The sequence below is a fragment of the Knoellia sp. Soil729 genome (assembly GCF_001427985.1).
GTDB lineage: Bacteria > Actinomycetota > Actinomycetes > Actinomycetales > Dermatophilaceae > Knoellia.
Genome location: NZ_LMSA01000001.1, coordinates 690,914 through 711,164, shown reverse-complemented (window position 1 = coordinate 711,164; position 20,251 = coordinate 690,914). Strand labels below are relative to the sequence as shown.

The 20,251-nt window shown below is 69.1% G+C and carries 16 protein-coding genes; 12 read left to right on the top strand and 4 right to left on the bottom strand.

The genetic code is table 11. From position 1 onward, the window contains the following. Positions 1 to 82 precede the first annotated feature (82 nt). From ASG74_RS03215 to pcrA, 4 genes are all read left to right on the top strand, one after another. Positions 83 to 427 carry a PadR family transcriptional regulator gene (locus ASG74_RS03215; protein WP_056138886.1) on the top strand — a complete coding sequence of 115 codons (345 nt, stop codon included), beginning with the start codon at positions 83 to 85 and terminating at the stop codon, positions 425 to 427. Between the two features lie 63 nt (positions 428 to 490). After that, on the top strand, positions 491 to 1,093 hold the full coding sequence (locus ASG74_RS03210; protein ID WP_235498788.1) for a hypothetical protein: 603 nt from the start codon (positions 491 to 493) through the stop codon (positions 1,091 to 1,093). A 97-nt stretch (positions 1,094 to 1,190) separates the two neighbouring features. Beyond that, a complete protein-coding gene (locus ASG74_RS03205; RefSeq protein WP_056138881.1) occupies positions 1,191 to 2,771 on the top strand; it encodes an ABC-F family ATP-binding cassette domain-containing protein in 1,581 nt (526 codons plus the stop codon). A gap of 29 nt (positions 2,772 to 2,800) precedes the next feature. Further along, complete coding sequence (gene pcrA / locus ASG74_RS03200; protein WP_056138879.1) at positions 2,801 to 5,299, top strand: DNA helicase PcrA; 2,499 nt, start codon at positions 2,801 to 2,803, stop codon at positions 5,297 to 5,299. Positions 5,300 to 5,554: 255 nt separating this feature from the next. Here the strand turns inward: pcrA and ASG74_RS03195 are convergent, their stop codons facing one another. Together ASG74_RS03195 and ASG74_RS03190 are read right to left on the bottom strand one after the other, a co-directional pair. After that, positions 5,555 to 6,286 (bottom strand): M23 family metallopeptidase, encoded by a 732-nt coding sequence (locus ASG74_RS03195; RefSeq protein WP_156465254.1) that lies wholly within the window; start codon positions 6,284 to 6,286, stop codon positions 5,555 to 5,557. Positions 6,287 to 6,529: 243 nt separating this feature from the next. Next, positions 6,530 to 7,477 (bottom strand): esterase/lipase family protein, encoded by a 948-nt coding sequence (locus ASG74_RS03190; protein ID WP_056138876.1) that lies wholly within the window; start codon positions 7,475 to 7,477, stop codon positions 6,530 to 6,532. A 230-nt stretch (positions 7,478 to 7,707) separates the two neighbouring features. Between ASG74_RS03190 and sucC the strand changes: the two genes are divergently transcribed. From sucC to purN, 4 genes are all read left to right on the top strand, one after another. Further along, the gene (gene sucC / locus ASG74_RS03185; protein ID WP_056138873.1) at positions 7,708 to 8,889 is read left to right on the top strand and encodes an ADP-forming succinate--CoA ligase subunit beta; all 1,182 of its coding nucleotides are present in this window, start codon (positions 7,708 to 7,710) and stop codon (positions 8,887 to 8,889) included. A gap of 23 nt (positions 8,890 to 8,912) precedes the next feature. Then, the gene (gene sucD / locus ASG74_RS03180) at positions 8,913 to 9,794 is read left to right on the top strand and encodes a succinate--CoA ligase subunit alpha (RefSeq protein WP_056138871.1); all 882 of its coding nucleotides are present in this window, start codon (positions 8,913 to 8,915) and stop codon (positions 9,792 to 9,794) included. Between the two features lie 134 nt (positions 9,795 to 9,928). Next, positions 9,929 to 11,173 carry a cell division protein PerM gene (locus ASG74_RS03175; protein WP_156465253.1) on the top strand — a complete coding sequence of 415 codons (1,245 nt, stop codon included), beginning with the start codon at positions 9,929 to 9,931 and terminating at the stop codon, positions 11,171 to 11,173. Positions 11,174 to 11,183: 10 nt separating this feature from the next. Beyond that, positions 11,184 to 11,771, top strand: coding sequence for a phosphoribosylglycinamide formyltransferase (gene purN / locus ASG74_RS03170; protein WP_056138865.1), 588 nt, complete (start codon positions 11,184 to 11,186; stop codon positions 11,769 to 11,771). Between the two features lie 10 nt (positions 11,772 to 11,781). Here purN and ASG74_RS03165 read toward each other — a convergent pair whose 3' ends face one another. Both ASG74_RS03165 and ASG74_RS03160 read right to left on the bottom strand, forming a co-directional pair. After that, positions 11,782 to 12,597 (bottom strand): DeoR/GlpR family DNA-binding transcription regulator, encoded by an 816-nt coding sequence (locus tag ASG74_RS03165; RefSeq protein ID WP_056138863.1) that lies wholly within the window; start codon positions 12,595 to 12,597, stop codon positions 11,782 to 11,784. 2 nt (positions 12,598 to 12,599) lie between these two features. Continuing rightward, entirely contained in the window at positions 12,600 to 14,588 is a 1,989-nt protein-coding gene (locus ASG74_RS03160) for a beta-galactosidase (RefSeq protein ID WP_056138861.1), read from the bottom strand. A gap of 267 nt (positions 14,589 to 14,855) precedes the next feature. Between ASG74_RS03160 and ASG74_RS03155 the strand changes: the two genes are divergently transcribed. Genes ASG74_RS03155 through ASG74_RS03140 form a run of 4 tightly spaced genes read left to right on the top strand, consistent with a single transcriptional unit; the run spans position 14,856 to position 20,225 of the window. Next, entirely contained in the window at positions 14,856 to 16,211 is a 1,356-nt protein-coding gene (locus ASG74_RS03155; protein WP_056138859.1) for an ABC transporter substrate-binding protein, read from the top strand. Positions 16,212 to 16,234: 23 nt separating this feature from the next. Continuing rightward, on the top strand, positions 16,235 to 17,146 hold the full coding sequence (locus ASG74_RS03150; protein WP_056138857.1) for a carbohydrate ABC transporter permease: 912 nt from the start codon (positions 16,235 to 16,237) through the stop codon (positions 17,144 to 17,146). Further along, on the top strand, positions 17,143 to 18,069 hold the full coding sequence (locus ASG74_RS03145) for a carbohydrate ABC transporter permease (protein WP_056138855.1): 927 nt from the start codon (positions 17,143 to 17,145) through the stop codon (positions 18,067 to 18,069). Before ASG74_RS03150 ends, ASG74_RS03145 begins: the two co-directional genes overlap by 4 nt. Further along, positions 18,066 to 20,225 (top strand): alpha-galactosidase, encoded by a 2,160-nt coding sequence (locus ASG74_RS03140; protein ID WP_056138854.1) that lies wholly within the window; start codon positions 18,066 to 18,068, stop codon positions 20,223 to 20,225. The genes ASG74_RS03145 and ASG74_RS03140 overlap by 4 nt, the downstream gene beginning before the upstream one ends. Positions 20,226 to 20,251 lie beyond the last annotated feature (26 nt).

Here is a 20,251-nt window from a genome sequence, read left to right as displayed (position 1 = left end):
CGTCTCCATCAAACCACTCGCCTCTGACAGTCCCTCGGCTGACTAGGTGACATTCCTAACTAGATGGGTAGACCATCTAGCCATGGGACGAGCCAAGGTACGGGAGGACAGGCAGAGCCAGTGGCTCAAGGGCGTCTTGGACCTCGCCGTCCTGGCGGCCCTGTCGCGAGAAACGTCGGCCTATGGCTACACCCTGATGACCAGCCTTGCCGAGTTCGGGTTCGAGGGGATCAAGGGCGGCACGATCTATCCGTTGTTGAGCCGGCTCGAGGACGACGGACTGGTGAAGAGCGAGTGGGTCACGGGGGAGTCGGGACCGCCGCGCAAGTACTTCTGGCTCACACCATCAGGCCGCGCCGAGCTCGACTCGGGCCGCGACGGATGGCGCACCTTCTCAAACACCATGACCAAGGCACTGGAGGGCTGACTCGTGTCAACCGACCTATGGGAGTACTCGAAGGTCCTCGCGGAGCAACTGCGCCTCAATGGCATGAAGGAGGAGCAGGTCCAAGAGGTCGTGGCCGAGGTGCAGCACCATGTCCTGGGCACGCAGCAAGATCCCGTTGGGGCCTTCGGCCAGCCCACGGACTATGCAATGACCTGGGTCAGGCCGAAATCGGGCCGGTGGGTGAGGCGTATCGCCGCAGCCTCCGCGGGAGTCACCGGCCTGTTGGCGCTTGCCAAGGGGTTGAGGCCGGGGCCATGGTCCGGCCCGGTCGACATCGACTGGTCTTCCGTCATCCTGTGGCTCACTTGGGTGGTGTGTATGGGTGTTCTGCCGTGGACCGTGGAGGTCTGGCTCGCCCGCCGCCGCGGACGACGAGTCGGCACCCCTGAGGGGGTTCCGGTATGGGGCATGCTCGTGGCGATTGCCCTTTCAACGGCGGCCGTGATCTGGGGCATCGCCACGATGCTCACGGACGAAGGCGGAGTTCTGTTCTCGGCGCCCAAGTGGGTGCTCGTCCTGATGGGTTTCGTCTGTCTGCCGGGGCTGGCCTTCATCGGCAGTCACCGCAACGCTTCCCTCCCGGCGGATCCGGCCACACCCGTGACGTGGAAAACGCGCGTGCGGCGTGCCTTCATCAACCGTTAGGCTTGTCCTCACCATGAAGAGCTGACCAGCGAACCCTGCACGCGCCCGAGGCCCACCGCCCGCGCGAGCACCCGAAACGCGCCCTCGCTGGAGTCCCATGTCCCATCCCCTCACGGTCCGCGACGTATCCCACGGCTACGCGGGCCGCACCGTCCTCGACCACATCGACCTCACGGTCGCTCCCGGCCAGCGCGTCGGCCTCATCGGCGAGAACGGTTCTGGCAAGTCGACGCTCATCCGTCTCGTCGCCGGGATCGAGCAGCCCGACCACGGCACGATCACCACGCCGAACGACCTGGGCCACCTGGCCCAGGACAGCGGGCTCGACCCCAACGACACCGTGGGCGACGTCCTCACCCAGGCTCTCGCGCCGCTTCATGAGGCCGTCGCCGACCTCGAACAGCTCGCGCACGACCTCGCCGATCCCGTTGCGGCACAGGCCTATGACGAGCTGCTCACCTGGGCGACCTTCCACGATGCGTGGGATGCCGACCGCCGAGCCCAGCTCTCCGCCCAGCGCCTCGGCCTTGATGCCCTCGACCGCTCGACCCGCATCGCCCACCTCAGCGGCGGACAGCGCAGCCGCCTCGCCCTCGCCGCCCTCCTCACCCGCCGCCCCGAGTGCCTCGTCCTCGACGAACCCACCAACCACCTCGACGACCAAGCACTGGAGCACCTCGAGGCCGAGCTCACCCAGCTCCCCGGCGTCGTCCTCGTCGCCAGCCACGACCGCACGTTCCTTGACACCGTCTGCACGGCCGTCGTCGACCTCGACCCGAGCCACTTCGGGACCGACGGTGAAGGTGGGCGACGCTTCACCGGCAACTACACGGCATACCTGCGCTTTCGTCACGAGTCCCAGCGACGCTGGGAGGAGGCGTATGCCGTCCAGCAGGCCGAGCTCTCCGACCTGCGGACCGCCGCGCGCACGGCGACAAGCGATGTCGCGCACAACCGGGGCCCGCGTGACAACGACAAGTTCATCCACGCCTTCAAGGGCTCACGGGTGCAGAAGTCGGCGGCCCGCCGAAGCCGCGACGCCCAGCAGCGCATCGAGGTGCTGGAGCGCGACCGCGTCCCCAAACCACGCCCACCGCTCGCGTTCGCCGCGGACGTCGCCGCGGCCGGTGGCGGTGCCGGCTCCGTTCGGGTCCGCGAGCTCGTGGTCGATGGACGGCTGCGGCTGCCGCGGCTCGACATCGCCGCAGGAGAGCACGTCCTCGTCGAGGGGGCCAACGGCTCCGGGAAGTCCACCCTGCTCAAGGTGCTCGCCGGGCGCATCGAACCCGACGCGGGAGACGTGCAGGTTTCAGCGCGTCGCGTGGGTCTGCTCACTCAGGATGTGGAGTTCGCCGACCCCGTGTCCACGGTCCGGGCGACCTATCGCGCGACCGGCTCGGAGCTGCTCCTCGGCGAGCTCGGGCTCATCCATCCGCGCGACGTCGACCGGCCGGTGGGGCTCCTCAGCGAGGGCCAGCAGCGACGGCTCGCCCTGGCCATCGTCATCGGTGAGCAGCCCGACCTGCTGCTGCTCGACGAACCGACCAACCACCTCTCGCTCGCCCTCGTCGAGGAAGTCGAAGCCGCCCTGTCGCGCACGCCGGTCACGGTCCTCGTCGCCAGCCACGATCGCTGGCTGCGGGAGCGGTGGGGCGGCACGCGGGTGCTCCTGGGGTGACGGTGCCACGACGTAGGGTTGACCCCGAGATGAGCACCCTTTTTGACGGCATGGACTTCAACGGTTCGGGCCTCGGCGACCCCGACTCCGCCCACGACCGCGACGCCGCCCCCACCACGGACCACGACACGCACGCGAGCGCGCATGCGGCCGTCGTCAACGTGGCAGGCGTCCCCTCGTGGGCCATGTCCGACGAGCAGGCCCCGCCCGAGCCGGCTTGGGGCAGCCCAGCGGCGCAGGACCCGGAGACGCTCCTCGAGGGGCTCAACGAGGAGCAGCGTGAGGCCGTCATCCACGCCGGCGGGCCGCTGCTCATCATCGCCGGCGCCGGCTCGGGCAAGACCCGGGTCCTGACCCACCGCATCGGCTACCTGCTGGCCGCCCGCGGGGTCCAGCCCGGCCAGATCCTCGCCATCACCTTCACCAACAAGGCCGCCGCCGAGATGCGGGAGCGGGTCAGCGACCTCGTGGGCCCGCGTGCCAGGGCCATGTGGGTCATGACGTTCCACAGTGCCTGCGTGCGCATCCTGCGCCGCGAGGCCGACAAGGTCGGCATGAAGTCGACCTTCTCCATCTATGACGCAGCCGACAGCCAACGCCTCATGTCGATGGTGATCCGCGACATGGACCTCGACACCAAGCGCTACAACCCGCGCACCTTCAGCCACCAGGTGAGCAACCTCAAGAACGAGCTCATCGACGAAGAGACGTACGCCGCCCGCGTGGGCTCCGAGCCCAGCGCCGAGAACCCGGGTGGCACCCATACGGAACGCCTTCTTGCGGAGGCCTACACGGCATACCAACGTCGTCTTCGGCAGGCGAACGCCCTCGACTTCGACGACATCATCATGCTCACCGTGCACATGCTGCAGGCGTTCCCGGATGTCGCCGAGCACTACCGCCGCCGGTTCCGCCACATCATGGTCGACGAGTACCAGGACACGAACCACGCGCAGTACCAGCTGATCCGCGAGCTCGTGGGCTCGGACGAGAAGCGCGGTGAGCACTCGGTCGAGCCGAGCGAGCTCGTCGTCGTGGGTGACGCCGACCAGTCGATCTATGCCTTCCGTGGCGCGACGATCCGCAACATCGTCGAGTTCGAGGTGGACTACCCGGACGCGCGCACGATCCTGCTCGAGCGCAACTACCGCTCGACCCAGACGATCCTCAGCGCCGCCAACGCCGTCATCTCGCGCAACGAGTCCCGCCGCAAGAAGAACCTGTGGACCGACTCGGGGTCCGGTGCCCCGATCGTGGGCTACGTCGGGGACAACGAGCACGACGAGGCGTCGTTCGTCGCACGGTCCATCGACAAGCTGGGGGACGACCACGGCGTGAAGCCCGGTGACGTCGCGGTGTTCTACCGCACCAACGCCCAGTCGCGTGCCCTCGAAGAGGTGTTCGTGCGGGTGGGGCTGCCCTACAAGGTCGTGGGCGGCACCCGGTTCTACGAGCGGCGCGAGGTCAAAGACGCCCTGGCCTATCTGCGGGTGCTGTCGAACCCGGCTGACACGGTCAACCTGCGTCGCATCCTCAACGTCCCCAAGCGCGGCATCGGTGACCGCGCCGAGGCCGTCGTCGCCGCCCTGGCGGAGCGCGAGCGCATCTCGTTCGTCGAGGCGCTCGGGCGCCCCGAGGACGCCCCGGGCATCGCCACGCGTTCCATCACCTGCATCAAGGGGTTCACGGCCCTGCTCGAGGACCTCGGCAAGGTCCGCGACGACGACGACGCCGGTGTCGCCGACCTCCTCGAGGCGATTGTCGACAAGTCCGGCTACCTCGCCGAGCTGCGCGCGAGCCACGACCCGCAGGACGAGACCCGCGTCGAGAACCTCGCCGAGCTCGTCGCCGTGGCCCGCGAGTTCGATGAGGCCCGCGCCGAGACCGGCGAGGTCAACAGCCTCGAGGACTTCCTCGAGCAGGTCTCGCTGGTGGCCGACGCCGACGAGATCCCCGACTCTGCCGAGGCCGAGGAGCAGGGCGTGGTCACCCTCATGACCCTGCACACGGCCAAGGGCCTCGAGTTCCCGGTCGTGTTCCTCACCGGCATGGAGGACGGCACCTTCCCGCACCTGCGCTCCCTGGCCGACCCCAAGGAGCTCGAGGAGGAGCGGCGCCTGGCCTACGTCGGGATCACCCGCGCACGCGAGCGCCTTCACCTGTCGCGGGCCGCGGTGCGCTCGGCCTGGGGTGCGCCGCAGTACAACCCGCCGAGCCGGTTCCTTGACGAGATCCCCGGCGACCTGCTGTCGTGGGAGCGCGAGCTCAGTGGGCTCGCGGCCATCGGTCAGCGGGGTCAGCGCCCGGCCGTCGCGTCGCTCGCGGCCCGCCCCGGCGTGCGTTCGCCGGGCAACCGGCCGATCATCGCGCTCTCACCCGGCGACAAGGTCACCCACGACACGTTCGGGATGGGCAGCGTCGTGCGCACGATGGGCGAGGGCGACAAGACGCAGGCCGAGGTGGACTTCGGCGGCGACACCGGCGTCAAGCGCTTCCTGCTGCGCTTCGCCCCCCTCGAGAAGCTCTGAGTCGCCAGGGCCTCCGCCCCCACCCCGGCACCCGCCCTCCCGCCCTGCCTCAACATTCGCTCCCCATGCGGGAACCTTTGGGGTCCGGAGGGTTAGGAACCGTCCCGACGCCAAGCTCCCCTCCCCAGGAGCAAAAGTTGGGGCGACCGGCGGCGGGAGGGGCGGCCGAGCACGGGAGGTGGGCGCCCGGCATACGCGAAAGGGCGGCACCCGCAATGGGTGCCGCCCTTCGACGTCGGAGCAGGAGCTGTCAGCTCACTGCAGGCCCTTCTTGGCGAGCCACGGCGCCGGGTCGACGGGGCCGCCGCCACCGGGGTGGATCTCGAGGTGCAGGTGCGGGCCGGTGGAGCGTCCCGAGTTGCCGCTGTAGCCGACGACGTCCTCGGGCATGACCGTGGCGCCCATGCTGGTCGAGAAGCGGCTCATGTGGGCATAGAAGGTCTCGGTGCCGTCCCAGTAGGTGATGCGGACGAGCTTGCCCATGTTGCCGTGCTGCCCGACGAAGGTGACCGTGCCGCGGGACATCGCGCGCAGCGGCGTGCCGACGGGCGTGCCGAAGTCGTTGCCCCAGTGCATGCGTCCCCAGCGCATGCCGTAGCCGGACGTGAACGAGGCGCCCTCGATCGGCATGACCCAGCGCTTGCCCTCGCGCTCCAGCTTGGCCTCGGCGGCGGCCTTGGCAGCGGCCTTCGCGGCCTTGGCGGCGGCCTTGGCGGTGGCGTCCGCCTTCGCCTTCTCGGCGACGCGCGCCTTGCTGCGCGCGACGCGCTTCTGCTCGGTGACGCGGCCCTGGAGTGCGGCGGTCTGGATCGAGACCTGCTGGCGGCGGGTGGAGAGGTCGGCCTGCTGTGCGACCTCGGTGGCAGCCTGGTCGCGGGCGGTCTGCGCCTGGGCAGCGGTGAGGTCGAGCTTGAGCGGCGCGGACTCCGCGACGGTGGCGCCCGTGGCCGTCACCACCAGAGCCGCAGCTGCGGCAACGGGCAACACGAAACCCGGGTGCAGGGCGCGCGGGACACGGTTCGTCGCAGGTCTGCGATGCCGGCCGCGGTGGCGCCCCTGGTAGGGAGAAGTCAAAGCGGGATACCTCAAGGCAGGGGAGAAGGGAGTCACTACCGTAGCGTGACCTCACCGTTATACAAATTCGCTGTCCACAGAAGGCCTGTGACCTGCAGAAATGAGGTATACGGGTGCGGGAGTCATCCCGCATCGCCGCCACCGTGGGTCGCCGGGTCAGGGATGAGCCTGCGCCGTATGCCGTCCGCCCGCCTGCTGCGGGCCGCTCTCGGAGGCGTCCCTGCGGGTGCGAGGGGCGAGCGGGGTGACGCCGGCGGTGACGGTGTCGCCCTCCTGGTCCAGCTCGGCGAGTGCGGTGGAGATGCCGTGCACGATGTCGCCCACGATCGGCAGGGAGATGTGACCGACGCCGTGCAGGCGGATGTTGCGCACGGACAGGTCGCGGTGGCGCAGCGCGCCGTTGCCCTGCGGGACGACGACGACGTCGGTGTCCGACCAGTAGCTGATGAAGCGCGTCGTGCACCTCGGCACCGGCTCCTGGAGCTCACGCATGAGGGCGCTGCCCGGGCGCATCTGGGTGCCCAGCCGGCTCGGCAACGCATAGGCGCTGTAGCTGCCCTGGTGCGGGGTGCCCAGCGTGACGAGGGTGTGGACGTGCTCGTCGCCACCGAGACGGGTGACGTAGTAGCGGGCGATGAGGCCACCCAGGCTGTGCCCCACGATGTGGATCTTCTCGTAGCCGGTCTCCGCGACGATGGCCTCGATCTCCTCGCCGAGCTGCGCGGCTGCGGTGCGCACGTCGGCGGTCAGGGAGGAGTAGTTCATCGCGTAGACCGAGCCGAACCCGCGACGGGTCAGCCCTCGGCGCAGCAACGTGAAGATCGACCGGTTGTCGACGAAGCCGTGCACGAGCAGGATCGGGGTCCCCGAGGCCTCGAGGTGCGAGATGATGAGGCCGCGCTGGATGGGGGCGAGGTGCTCGATGCGGTAGCCGCGCAGGCCCTCGGTGCGCTCCTGGAAGATGCCGAGGGGATAGGTCGCGAGGTGGGTGGAGACCCACGCTCCCTCGATGGCCATGCCGACGATGGCCCGCGGCGTGAGGAGCGTCCCGACGCCTCGAGCGATGGAGGCGCCGACCATCGCGGCTCGGCGTGCCCGGTCCATCACGAGGGGGCCTGCGCCTGCTGCGTCGTCACTGATGCCTGCATGGTGGAGTCACCGTAGCCGCCGGTCCTTCGTCGTGGTGGATGTCGCCGGGATCACATCTTCAGCGTCACCAGATCGAGACCCGTCGGCGTCCCGGCGCGCGCGGCGGGTCTAGGCTCGGGCCCGGACGGACCATGGTCGGTACACAGACCTGGGGTCAGCAGACGACGTGAGGACGGAACGAATCCGTGGACCTTTTCGAGTACCAGGCACGCGATGTGTTCGAGAAGCACGGGGTACCCGTGCTGGCAGGCGCAGTCGCCACCACCCCTGAGCAGGCCCGCGAGGCCGCCGAGACCATCGGAGCCAAGAGCGGCGGCGTCACCGTCGTCAAGGCCCAGGTCAAGACCGGTGGGCGAGGCAAGGCCGGCGGCGTCAAGGTCGCCAAGTCTGCGGAGGAGGCCGAGCAGCTCGCCGGCGAGATCCTCGGCATGGACATCAAGGGCCACACGGTCCACCAGGTGATGATCGCCCAGGGTGCGCAGATCGCCGAGGAGTACTACTTCTCCGTCCTGCTCGACCGGACCAACCGCACCTACCTCGCCATGTGCAGCGTCGAGGGCGGCATGGACATCGAGCAGCTCGCCGTCGAGCGTCCCGATGCTCTCGCCAAGGTCGCCGTCGACCCCAACGTCGGCATCGACGCGGCCAAGGGCCAGGAGATCGTCGACGCAGCCGGGTTCGATGCCGAGACCGGCGCCAAGATCGTGCCCGTGCTCGAGAAGCTGTGGGCGGTCTACCGCGACGAGGACGCGACGCTGGTCGAGGTCAACCCGCTGGTCAAGACGAACGACGGCGAGATCGTCGCCCTCGACGGCAAGGTCACCCTCGACGAGAACGCCGACTTCCGCCAGCCCGACCACCTCGCGCTCGAGGACAAGGCTGCTGCGGACCCGCTCGAGGCGGCCGCCAAGGAGAAGAACCTCAACTACGTCAAGCTCGACGGCAACGTCGGCATCATCGGCAACGGCGCGGGTCTCGTCATGAGCACCCTCGACGTCGTCGCCTACGCCGGCGAGAAGGTCGGCTCCAAGCCGGCCAACTTCCTCGACATCGGTGGAGGCGCGAGCGCGGAGGTCATGGCCAACGGCCTCGGCATCATCCTCGGCGACGAGCAGGTCAACGCCGTCTTCGTCAACGTGTTCGGTGGCATCACCGCCTGTGACGAGGTCGCCCGTGGCATCGTCGGCGCGCTTGACACGCTCGGTGACGCAGCGACCAAGCCGCTCGTCGTCCGCCTCGACGGCAACAACGTCGAGGAGGGTCGCCGCATCCTCGCTGACCGCAACCACCCGCTCGTGACCATCGAAGAGACCATGGACGGCGCCGCGGCCAAGGCCGCCGAGCTCGCTGCCCAGTCCGCGAACTGACGAAGGACGAGGAAACACAGCACATGGCAATCTTTTTGAACGCAGACAGCAAGGTCATCGTCCAGGGCATGACGGGCGCTGTCGGCATGAAGCACACCAAGCTGATGCTGGCTGACGGCACCGCCGTCGTCGGTGGCGTCAACCCGAAGAAGGCCGGCACCTCGGTCGACGTCGATGGCAAGGACGTCCCCGTGTTCGGGTCGGTGAAGGAGGCCATGGAGGCCACCGGCGCCAACGTCTCCGTCGTCTTCGTCCCGCCGGCCTTCACCAAGTCCGCAGTGGTCGAGGCGATCGACGCCGAGATCCCCCTCGTGGTCGTCATCACCGAGGGTGTCCCGGTCAAGGACTCCGCTGAGTTCTTCAACTACAGCCTCGGCAAGTCCACCCGCATCATCGGCCCGAACTGCCCCGGCCTCATCAGCCCCGGCAAGTCCAACGTCGGCATCATCCCGGGCGACATCGCCGGCGCCGGCCGCATCGGCCTCGTGTCGAAGTCGGGCACGCTGACCTACCAGATGATGTACGAGCTGCGTGAGTTCGGCTTCTCCACGGCCATCGGCATCGGCGGTGACCCCGTCATCGGCACCACGCACATCGACGCGCTCGAGGCGTTCCAGGCCGATGACGACACCGACGCGATCGTCATGATCGGCGAGATCGGTGGCGACGCCGAGGAGCGCGCAGCGGCCTACGTCAAGGAGCACGTCACGAAGCCGGTCGTCGGCTACGTCGCGGGCTTCACGGCTCCCGAGGGCAAGACCATGGGCCACGCCGGCGCCATCGTCTCCGGCTCGTCGGGCACCGCCCAGGCCAAGAAGGAGGCCCTCGAGGCCGCCGGCGTCAAGGTCGGCAAGACGCCGTCCGAGACGGCAGAGCTCATGCGCGAGATCATGCGCAACCTCTGACAAGGGCCTTTCGCGCGCAACGTGAGCGGGCGGCATACCGAGATCTATGCCGCCCGCTCGCGTTGCGCTCGATTTCGTCGCCGTCGGCGTGTGCATCCGGGGTGGGCCACCGGCTCGGGGGAGACTGGTCGGCAATGAGTGTTCTGGAGATGTTGCGGGGAGGGCGCCCTGCCGACGACGCGGACGGCGAGGAGTCGCCCGCGGCGCCGTGGTTGCCCTACTCCGCCCGTGACGTGCTCCTCGGCGTCGCCACCGGACTGCTCTCGCTGCTCGTCGTGGTCGTGCCCACCGTGCTCGGCTGGATGTTCGACCCGCGCCCGGGCGACTCCTTCGCCGACCCGCTGGGGGCGGCCGCCTCGCTGTGGTTGCTCGTCCAGGGCGCACACCTGGGTGCTGGGGCCACGACCGTGGCGTTCGTGCCGCTGGTGCTCGGAGCCCTCGCTGTCTGGGGTGCCTCACGCGGTGCGTCGCGCGTCCTCGACACCGCCGACGTGGAGGACGTGTTCGTCGCCGACGCCCTGCCGCGCTCGGTCGCGTCGAGCGCCGGTCGGTGGTGGCTCGGTTATGCCCTGGCCGTGGCCATTGCGGCTGCTCTCACTCTGCTGGGATCGCTGCCACTGCGGTGGCTGAGCCTGGTCGTGCCCCTGCTGGTCGCCCCCGCGCTGGCGCTGGTGCTGGCCCTGAGGAGGCTGGCGCGTGACGCCGACATCCTCGGGCCGCGGTTCGATGTGTTCGTCGCCCCCGAGGCGGTGCGCCGCGCATGGGCTCCGGCCAGGCGCGGCCTCCAGGTGCTGCTGGGCGTGGGCCTGCTGCTCGTCCTCCTCGCCGTCGTCGTGTCGTGGGGCTCGGTGACCAACCTCCACCGTGAAACCGGAGCCGGGCTCCTCGGCGGCATCCTCCTCGTGCTGGCCCAGCTCGCCGCCCTGCCCAACCTCGCCCTGTGGGCGCTGTCCTTCCTCGCCGGGCCCGGCTTCTCGGTGGTCGAGGGCGCGCACACCTCGCTCACAGGCTCGGCCGGTGGGCTCATGCCCCTGGTCCCGGTGCTCGGTGCCGTTCCCGAGCCGGGGCCCGCTCCGTGGGTCCTCCGGCTCCTGGTCCTCGTGCCGGTGGTCGTCGGTGGCCACATCGGCCGACGCGCGCTGGTCTCCGTGGCCCGGCTGTCGTCGCTGCGGACCAAGGCCACGGTCGCCGTCGTCGCGTGCACCATGGTGGCCGTGACCGTCGGTGTGCTCGACGGTCTCGCGGGCGGCTCGCTCGGTGCCTACCGCCTCTCCGACATCGGGGCTCCGGCCCTGTGGCTGTCCCTGACGGTGGCGCTCGAGCTGGTCGTGGGCGCTCTCGCCGTGGTCGCGTGGGACGCCTGGCGCCTGCGCCGATAGGGTTTCCGGCGTGACCCCTCCCGCCGGCATCGTCGTCCTCGTCTCCGGCTCGGGCACGCTGCTTCAGGCGCTGATCGACGCAAGTCTCGACCCGGCATACGGTGTTCGCGTCCTGGCCGTCGGAGCCGACCGCGACGACATCGAGGGCCTTCGCCGCGCCCAGCGCGCCGGCATCGAGACCTTCGTATGCCGGGTGCGCGACTTCCCGGACCGGGGGGCTTGGGACGCGGGGCTTGCTGCCGAGCTCGCCTCTCGCTCGCCGGACTTCGTGGTCACGGCGGGCTTCATGAAGATCCTCGGGCCGGCCACGCTGAGCGGGCGGACGATCCTCAACACGCACCCCGCGCTGCTCCCGAGCTTCCCCGGGGCACATGCCGTCCGCGATGCGCTGGCGCACGGGGTCAAGGTCACCGGCACCACCGCCCACCTCGTCGACGCCGGCGTCGACACCGGGCCGATCCTCGCCCAGCGAGCGGTCGAGGTGCTCGACGACGACACCGAGGAGACGCTGCACGAGCGCATCAAGGTGCACGAGCGCGAGCTGCTCGTCGACCTCGTGCGCAGCCTCGCAACCGGGGGCGGGCCACCAGTCGCGTGACAGCGAGCGCTCAGGCCGTGCGGGGGGCCCGCTTGGTCTTGCGCGGCCCCGGGCTGGCAACCTCGGCGAGCACGAGCTGCTCCACGCTCTCCTCGAGCACGGTCCGGGCCCGAGAGGGCATGCCCGAGTCGGTGATGAGGGTGTCGACCTCGTCGAGCGCCATGAAGGTCGACAGGCCGATGATCCCCATCTTGCTGTGGTCGGCGAGGACGCAGACGGAACGACTGGCCTTCACGAGTGCGCGGTTGGTCTCCGCCTCCACGAGGTTGGGCGTCGTGAGGCCGGCGCTGATGTCGATGCCGTGCGCACCCAGGAAGAGGCGGTCGACGTGCAGGCCCTGCAGGGCCGCCACCGCGACGGGGCCCACGAGCGCGTCGGAGGGGGTGCGCATGCCACCGGTGAGGACCACGACACGGTTGCCGTCGCCGTCGTGGAGGAGCTGGGCGACCGGGACGGAGTTGGTCACCACGGTGAGGTGGGGGATGCCACGGATCGTCCGCGCGAACTCGTAGGTCGTCGTGCCCGCGGAGATCCCGATGGTGGCTCCGGGCTCGACCAGTCGAGATGCCGCTGCGGCGATCGCGTGCTTCTCGGGGGTCATCAGCGAGGACTTCGCGGTGAACCCGGGCTCGTCACTGGCCCGGGGCAGCAGCGCCAGTGCGCCTCCGTGCACCCGTTCAAGCAGCCCGTCCGCGTGCAGGCGCTCGATGTCGCGTCGCACGGTCATGTCGGAGACGCCCAGCTGCTCGACGAGATCGGACACCTTCACCGCGCCGGAGTCCTGCACCAGCTGGAGGATGGCTGCCCTGCGCTGGCTGGCGAGCATGCTCAGGCCTCCCGCACCACGGCCGCGCAGAGCCCGGCGAGCCGGTGCGTCGGCCCGACGTCGCGGCCGGTGAGGAGGTCATGGCCGGTGACGGTCACCTCGTGCTCCTGCGTCGTGTGGTTGAGGACGAAGAGCCACGACCCTTCACTGCTGGACCGGCGCACGACCTCAACCCCTGGTGGCGTCTGAGCCGCCGGCGTGACCGCCGCCAGCGCGATGACCTCGTCGAGCACCGAGCCGAGCGTGGCGTCGTCCGGCAGTGTTCCCAGGTAGGACGCCGTGCCTTCCCCCACGGCTCGGCGAGTGAGGGCCGGGCGCCCCTGCAGCGGCCCCGCGGCATAGGTGGACAGGACCTCGGCGTCGACGGCCCGGGCGTCCTCGCTCCACTGCGACCCCGTGCCGCCCCCCGAGAGGGGGACGACCTCGCCGGGTCGCAGGGGGAAGAACTCCTCCACCCGGACCCCGAGCAGGTCTCGGAAGGCACCGGGGTAGCCGCCCAGCCGCACGTGGTCGTCGAGGTCGCTGATGCCGGAGAAGTAGGTGACCACCACGTGAGCGCCGCTCTCGGCTGCGCTCGCGATGGCCGAGGCGTTCTCGTCCGAGACGACGTACAGGGTGGGCACGATGACGACGCGGTAGCGCGAGAGGTCGGCGGAGGGGTGCACCACGTCACAGGTGATCCCGCGCTCACGCAGGATGCGGTGGAACGTGTGCGGAGCCGTGGCGTAGTCGATGGCGCTGCTCGGCATGCACGGACCGGACATGGCCCACAGGGCCTCGTAGTCCCAGAGCACGGCGACCTCGGCCTCGACGGTCGAGCCGAGCAGCTCGCCGAGGCGTGCAGAGATCGCGCCGAGCTCGCAGACCTCGCGGAACCGGTCGCTGTCCTCGCCCGCGTGCGGCACCAGCGCCGAGTGGAACTTCTCCGACCCCGACCGGGACTGCCTCCACTGGAAGAACCCCAGCGCATCGGCACCGTGTGCCACGTGGGTGAGGGAGTCGAGGACCGTCTGGCCGGGAGCCTTGGCGGGGTTCACCGGTTGCCAGTTCACGGCACTGGTGGAGTGCTCCATGAGTATCCACGGTCGACCACCGGCCAGCCCTCGGGTCAGGTCGCCGTGGAAGGACAGCTCGGCCCGGGGGTGCTCCAGCGAGTCGACGATGTAGTGGTCGGTGCTCACGACGTCCTGGAGCGGAGCCCAGTCGTGGTAGTCGAGCAGGCGGAAGTTGCTCAGGGTCATGAAGTTCGTGGTGATCGGCACCTGGGAGGAGTGCCGCCGAATCACCTCGTACTCCTCGCGGTAGAAGCCGAGGAGGGTGTCGCTGCCGAACCGGTGGTAGTCGAGAACCTGCGTGGGGTTGGCGAACGTGGTGGTGCGGCGCGGCGGGAGGATGTCCTCCCACGCGGTGTAGCGCTGGCTCCAGAAGGCCGTCCCCCAGGCGTCGTTGAGCGTGTCCAGGTCGGCGTAGCGCTGCTCGAGCCACGCCCGGAAGGCGATCGCGCAGGTGTCGCAGTAGCAGGGCAGGTTGTGACAGGCGTACTCGTTGGAGACGTGCCACATGGCCAGGGCGGGGTGGTCGTGGTAGCGGGCGGCCAACCGGTCGGTGAGCGAGAGTGCCAGCTCGCGGTACAGGCGCGAGGAGGGGCACCATGACTGCCGGCTTCCGGGCCAGAGGGTGTGGCCGTCGTGGTCCACCGGCAGGATCTCCGGGTAGGCGGACGTGAGCCACGGTGGGGGAGTGGCGGTCGCGGTGGCGAGGTCGACGGCGATCCCGTTGGCGTGCAGCAGGTCCATGGCCTCGTCGAGCCACTCGAACGTGTACTCGCCCTTGGTCGGCTCGAGCCACGACCAGGAGAAGACGCCCAGCGTGACGAAGGTGACTCCGGCCTCGCGCATGAGACGCATGTCGTCGTCCCAGACGGACCGGGGCCACTGCTCCGGGTTGTAGTCGCCACCGAAGGCAATCCCATCCTTGGGCCACGCTCGCATGGCGCACAGTCTGCAAACACGTCGAACATTTGTCAACAGGTTCCGACAGCCGGAAATCGGTCGGCAGAAAGCCACAGCCGTCACCAGCGCTGGCAGAACTTTCCTGCAGTTCCCTGCCGTGCAACGCAATTCACCATCCACCGAGATGAATCCGTTGCCTCCGGACCTCTTGACACGGGGAAGGGGTCGGTGAACACTCGGCTTCGTCAATGTTGGTTTCTGATCGAAGTTGTCAGTTGCCGTCGCATGTTCGTCAAAGGAGACACCATGACAGGCTCGGGATCTTTGGACCGCCGCAGCTCCACCGTGCCCGCCTCGGTGCAGGCTCTCGGCCGGCGCTCCCTCCTGCGTGGAGCTCTCGGAGCCGGCGCCCTGCTGGGAGTGCCGACGCTGCTCAGCTCGTGTGGCGGCGGCGACGCCAAGCCCTCGGGGTCCGGTGGTGGTGCATCGGCCAAGGCGGGGCCGGTCAAGTTCGGGATGAACGAGGCCAAGGGGTCGGGACCGGCATACGAGCGCCTGTCGGCCATGGCGGACGCCTACGCCAAGAAGGCCGGGGTCACCGTCTCCCAGAACGCGGTGGACCACAACACCTTCCAGGAGAGCATCAGCACCTACCTTCAGGGCACTCCGGACGACGTCTTCACCTGGTTCGCCGGGTACCGGATGTCGCAGTTCGCGACGAACGGCCAGATCGCCGACCTCAGCGACGTGTGGCCCATCGACGGCATGAGCGACGCCTTCAAGAAGTCCGCGACGGCAGAGGACGGCAAGCAGTACTTCGTGCCGTCCAGCTACTACCCGTGGGCCGTCTTCTACCGCAAGTCGGTCTTCGAGAAGAACGGCTGGAGCGAGCCGAAGTCGCAGGACGACTTCATGGCCCTGATGAAGGACATGCAGGGCAAGAAGATCACCCCCTTCGCCTTCGCCGCCAAGGACGCCTGGGCGCCCATGGGAACCTTCGACATCCTCAACATGCGCCTCAACGGCTACGACTTCCACATGGAGCTCACCAAGGGCAAGAAGAACTGGGACAGCCCCGAGGTGCGGCGCGTCTTCGAGACCTGGAAGACGATGCTGCCCTACCAGCAGGAGAACGCCCTGGGGCGTACTTGGCAGGAGGCCGCGACGTCCATGGCCAAGGGTGAGTGCGGGATGTACCTGCTGGGCACCTTCGTGGTCGACGGTGTCCCGAAGGAGACGCAGGACGACCTCGACTTCTTCACCTACCCCGCCCTCGACCAGAGCATCGGTGCCGACGCGCTCGACGCCCCCATCGACGGCTACTGCGTGTCGGCGAACGCACAGAACGAGGATGCGGCCAAGGCGTTCATCACGTACCTCGGCTCCGCCGAGGCCGCGGACGTCGCCAACAACAGTGCCTCCGCGCCCTTCATCGCCGCCAACTCCAACGCCAGCACCGCGAAGTATGGCGCCCTGCAGAAGAAGTCGGTCGAGGTCGTCCAGAACGCCAAGTCGATCGCCCAGTTCCTCGACCGCGACACCAACGCCGACCTCGCGAACACCGTCATCACCGCGTCGCTCCAGGAGTTCCTCAAGAACCCCGACAAGATCGACTCGATCACCACCTCGATCCAGCAGCAGGCCAAGTCCATCCTCGGCTGACCCGATCCCGGAAAGCGACCACGATGGCCACGCGCACCGCAGGCAAACCGAGTACTCGTCGGGTCGAGAAGCGAAGGTCGACCCGCGAGCGGCTCATCATCGCCACGATGATCGGCATCCCGACGCTGCTCGTGGTGTGGCTCGTCTGGCTGCCGGCCATCGCATCGTTCCTGCTGTCGTTCACCAGGTGGAACGGGTTCAAGCTCAGCAGCATCGAGTGGGTCGGGGTCCAGAACTACAAGGACATCACGACGATCTACCCACCGTTCTGGCCGGCGATCCAGCACAACGTCATCTGGCTCGTCTTCCTGTTCGTCTTCCCGACCATCCTCGGCATGCTCCTCGCGGTGGTCCTCGACCACGAGATGTGGGGCAGCCGGTTCTACCAGACGGCGTTCTACCTCCCGGTCGTGCTCTCGATGGCGCTGGTGGGCTTCATCTGGCAGCTCTTCTACTCCACGGACCAGGGCCTGATCAACGAGGTCTTCGGCTCGAAGGTCGACTGGTACGGCGACCCCAGCGTCAACCTCTGGGCGGTCCTCGTGGCGACCGCCTGGAGGCACACCGGCTACATCATGCTCATCTACCTGGCCGGGCTGAAGGGCATCGACGCATCGTTGCGCGAGGCGGCGGCCGTGGACGGCGCCAGCGAGGTGAAGACGTTCTTCCACGTGATCTTCCCGGTCATGCGCCCGATCAACCTCATCGTCCTGGTCATCGTCGTCATCGAGTCACTGCGCGCCTTCGACCTCGTGTGGATCATCAACAAGGGGCGCAACGGGCTCGAGCTCATCTCCGCGCTGGTGTCCCAGAACGTCATCGGTGAGGCGACCCGCTACGGCTTCGGCTCCGCCCTCGCGGTGATCATGATGATCATCTCCTCGGTCTTCATCACCATCTACCTGCGGATCGTCTTCCGGGAGGAGCGCCGATGAGTGCCACCACAGCTCCACCCGTCCCCGTGACGCAGGGTCGCACCGTGGAGAGGGGCCCCTCTGGCGGCGTGCTCAACCGGCGTCGCGGCAAGGTGGCCACCATCATCATGCTGGTGCTGGCGATCGTGTGGCTCTTCCCGCTGCTGTGGGCGCTCTACAACTCCTTCCGTTCCTACTCCTACACCCAGACCAACGGCTACCTCTCCTTCGGCGGCTGGACGACGGAGAACTACAGCAACGCCTGGAGCCGTGGCAACTTCGGCCTCCACCTGAAGAACTCGCTGCTCATCACGATCCCGGCCGTCGTCATCACGCTCTTCCTGTCCTCCTTGGTCGCCTTCGTGCTCGCGCGGTTCTCCTACCGCTTCAACCTCACGCTGCTCGGTGTCTTCCTGGCCGCCAACCTGCTGCCCCCACAGGCCCTGCTCATCCCCGTCTTCCGCATGTTCCGGGAGATCCCGCTGCCGACGTTCATGAGCGAGAGCGGCACGATGCTCAACAGCTTCTGGGCGCTCATCCTCGTCAACACCGCCTTCCAGATGGGGTTCTGCACGTTCGTGCTGAGCAACTACATGAAGACGCTGCCCTACGAGATCTACGAGTCCGCGGAGATGGACGGGGCAGGTATCTGGCGCCAGTACTGGCAGCTGACGATGCCTCTGGTGCGCCCGGCCCTGGCCGCGCTCGCCACCCTCCAGGTCACGTGGGTCTACAACGAGTTCTTCTGGGCCACGGTGCTCATCTCGCGGGGCAACAAGCTTCCGGTCACGAGCGCCCTGAACAACCTGCGCGGGCAGTTCTTCGCCGACACCAACCTCGTCGCGGCCGGCTCGATCATCGTCGCCCTGCCCGTGCTCATCGTCTTCTTCGTCCTGCAGAAGCAGTTCGTCTCAGGGCTCACGCTGGGGTCGACCAAGGGATGACCTCGTCGGTGACGGTGTTGCGCGGGGGCCGTGTGGCGCTCGTCCTGGCGCAGTCCGGTGACGCACTGCCGCACGTCCTGCACTGGGGCGCGGACCTGCCCGACGCGGCGGTCGGCGACCTGGCCGTCGTGACCGGGCGTCCGGTCGCGCACAACCAGCTCGACGTGGCGTGGCAGCTCAGCGTGCTGCCCACGTCCGGGCAGGGATGGCTCGGAACCCCGGCGTATGCCGCGCACCGCACCGGGGACCGCTCGGCTCCACGGTGGGTTGCCTCCGTCGAGTCGGCCGAGGCAGCTGGAGTGAGCACGGCCGTGGTCCGTGCGAGCGCCGACAACGCCGGGGTGGAGGTGGTGCTCCGCTTCGTGCTCGACGAGCACGGCGTCCTGACGGTCGGCGCAGAGCTCACCAACACACTGACCGACGGCTCCGTGCTCGACGTCGACGCGCTGAGGGTCCTGATGCCCCTGCCCTCGCGCGCCGACGAGGTCCTCGACCTCACCGGGCGATGGTGCCGGGAGCGCTCGCCGCAGCGCAGGCCGCTCCTGGACGGGACCGTGCTGCGCACCGGCCGACGTGGTCGTACGGGGCACGACGCGACCCTGCTCATGGTCGCCGGAACTCCCGGTTTCGGCTTCCGGTCGGGGGAGGTGTGGGGCGTCCACGTGGCGTGGAGCGGCAACCACACGCACCTGGTCGAGCGCCTCCCCGAAGGCGCTGGGGCGCACGCGGCGGTCCTCGGCGGGGGCGAGTCCCTCGAGCCCGGCGAGGTGCGACTTCGACCGGGCGAGACGTATGCCGCACCACCCGTGGTCCTCGTGCACTCCGGTGAGGGCCTGGACGGCCTCACCCGCTCGCTCGTGCGCCACCAGCGCGCCCAGGAGGGCTATCGCTCCTCCCCGCGTCCCCTCGTCCTCAACACGTGGGAGGCCGTCTACTTCGAGACCGACCTCGACCACCTGGTGCGCCTCGCGGACACGGCCGCCTCCGTGGGCGTGGAGCGCTTCGTGCTCGACGACGGCTGGTTCGGGTCGCGGCGTGACGACACCCGCGGCCTCGGTGACTGGGAGGTCTCGCCAGAGGTCTGGCCACAGGGCCTCGCCCCCCTCGTCGACCACGTCAAGGGCCTGGGCATGGAGTTCGGGCTGTGGTTCGAGCCGGAGATGGTCAACCTCGACTCGGATGTCGTGCGCGAGCACCCGGACTGGGTTGTGGGTCCTGCGGCCGGCCCGCCGCTCGCGTCGCGCCATCAGCACGTCCTCGATCTCGCCAACCCTGACGCGTTCGCTCACGTCCTGTCCTCGATGAGCGCGGTCATCGAGGCCAACGGCGTCGACTTCGTCAAGTGGGACCACAACCGTGACCTCCACGAGGCCGTCCGCGCGGACTCGAGTGGCACCGACCGGCCGGCGGTCCACGTCCAGACGCTCGCGGCATACCGGCTTCTCGACGAGCTCAGGCAACGGCACCCGGACCTGGAGATCGAGTCGTGCTCGAGCGGCGGTGCGCGAGTGGACCTGGGAGTCCTCACCCGCACGGACCGGGTCTGGAGCTCCGACTGCAACGACGCGCTCGAGCGGGTCGCGATCCAGCGGTGGACGGGGCTGCTCGTGCCCCCGGAGCGGATGGGGACGCATGTCGGTCCACCGCGCGCGCACACGACCCACCGCGAGCTGGACCTCTCGTTCCGCACCCTCGTCGCCCTCGGAGGCCACGCAGGGCTGGAGTGGGACCTCACCACGTGCACGGAGGCGGAGCTGGGCGCCCTGCGCGAGTGGTCGGGGCTCTACCGCGAGCTGCGGCACCTGCTCCACCACGGTGACGCCGTCCGCTCCGACCACGACGACGACTCGCTGGTCATCGACGGGGTGCTCGCGCCCGACGCGTCGGAGGCGGTCTTCCGGGTGATGTGCGTGGCGACCGGACGGGGCGTCTCACCCGGACTGGTCCCGCTGCCGGGGCTGGATCCCGGGCGCCGCTACTCGCTGCGGGTGCGCCCCGAAGCCGGACTTCCGCAGACGGTCCAAGTCGCTCCACCGGCGTGGTGGGACGAGGCAGTCGCCCACGGGATCCAGGTCAGTGGTGTCGCCCTTGCGGGGGTCGGGTTGTCCCTGCCCATCCTGGCGCCGGGCCAGGGCTTCCTCATCCATCTCACCTGATGTGCGGGGTGGCTCAGAGCCGCCGC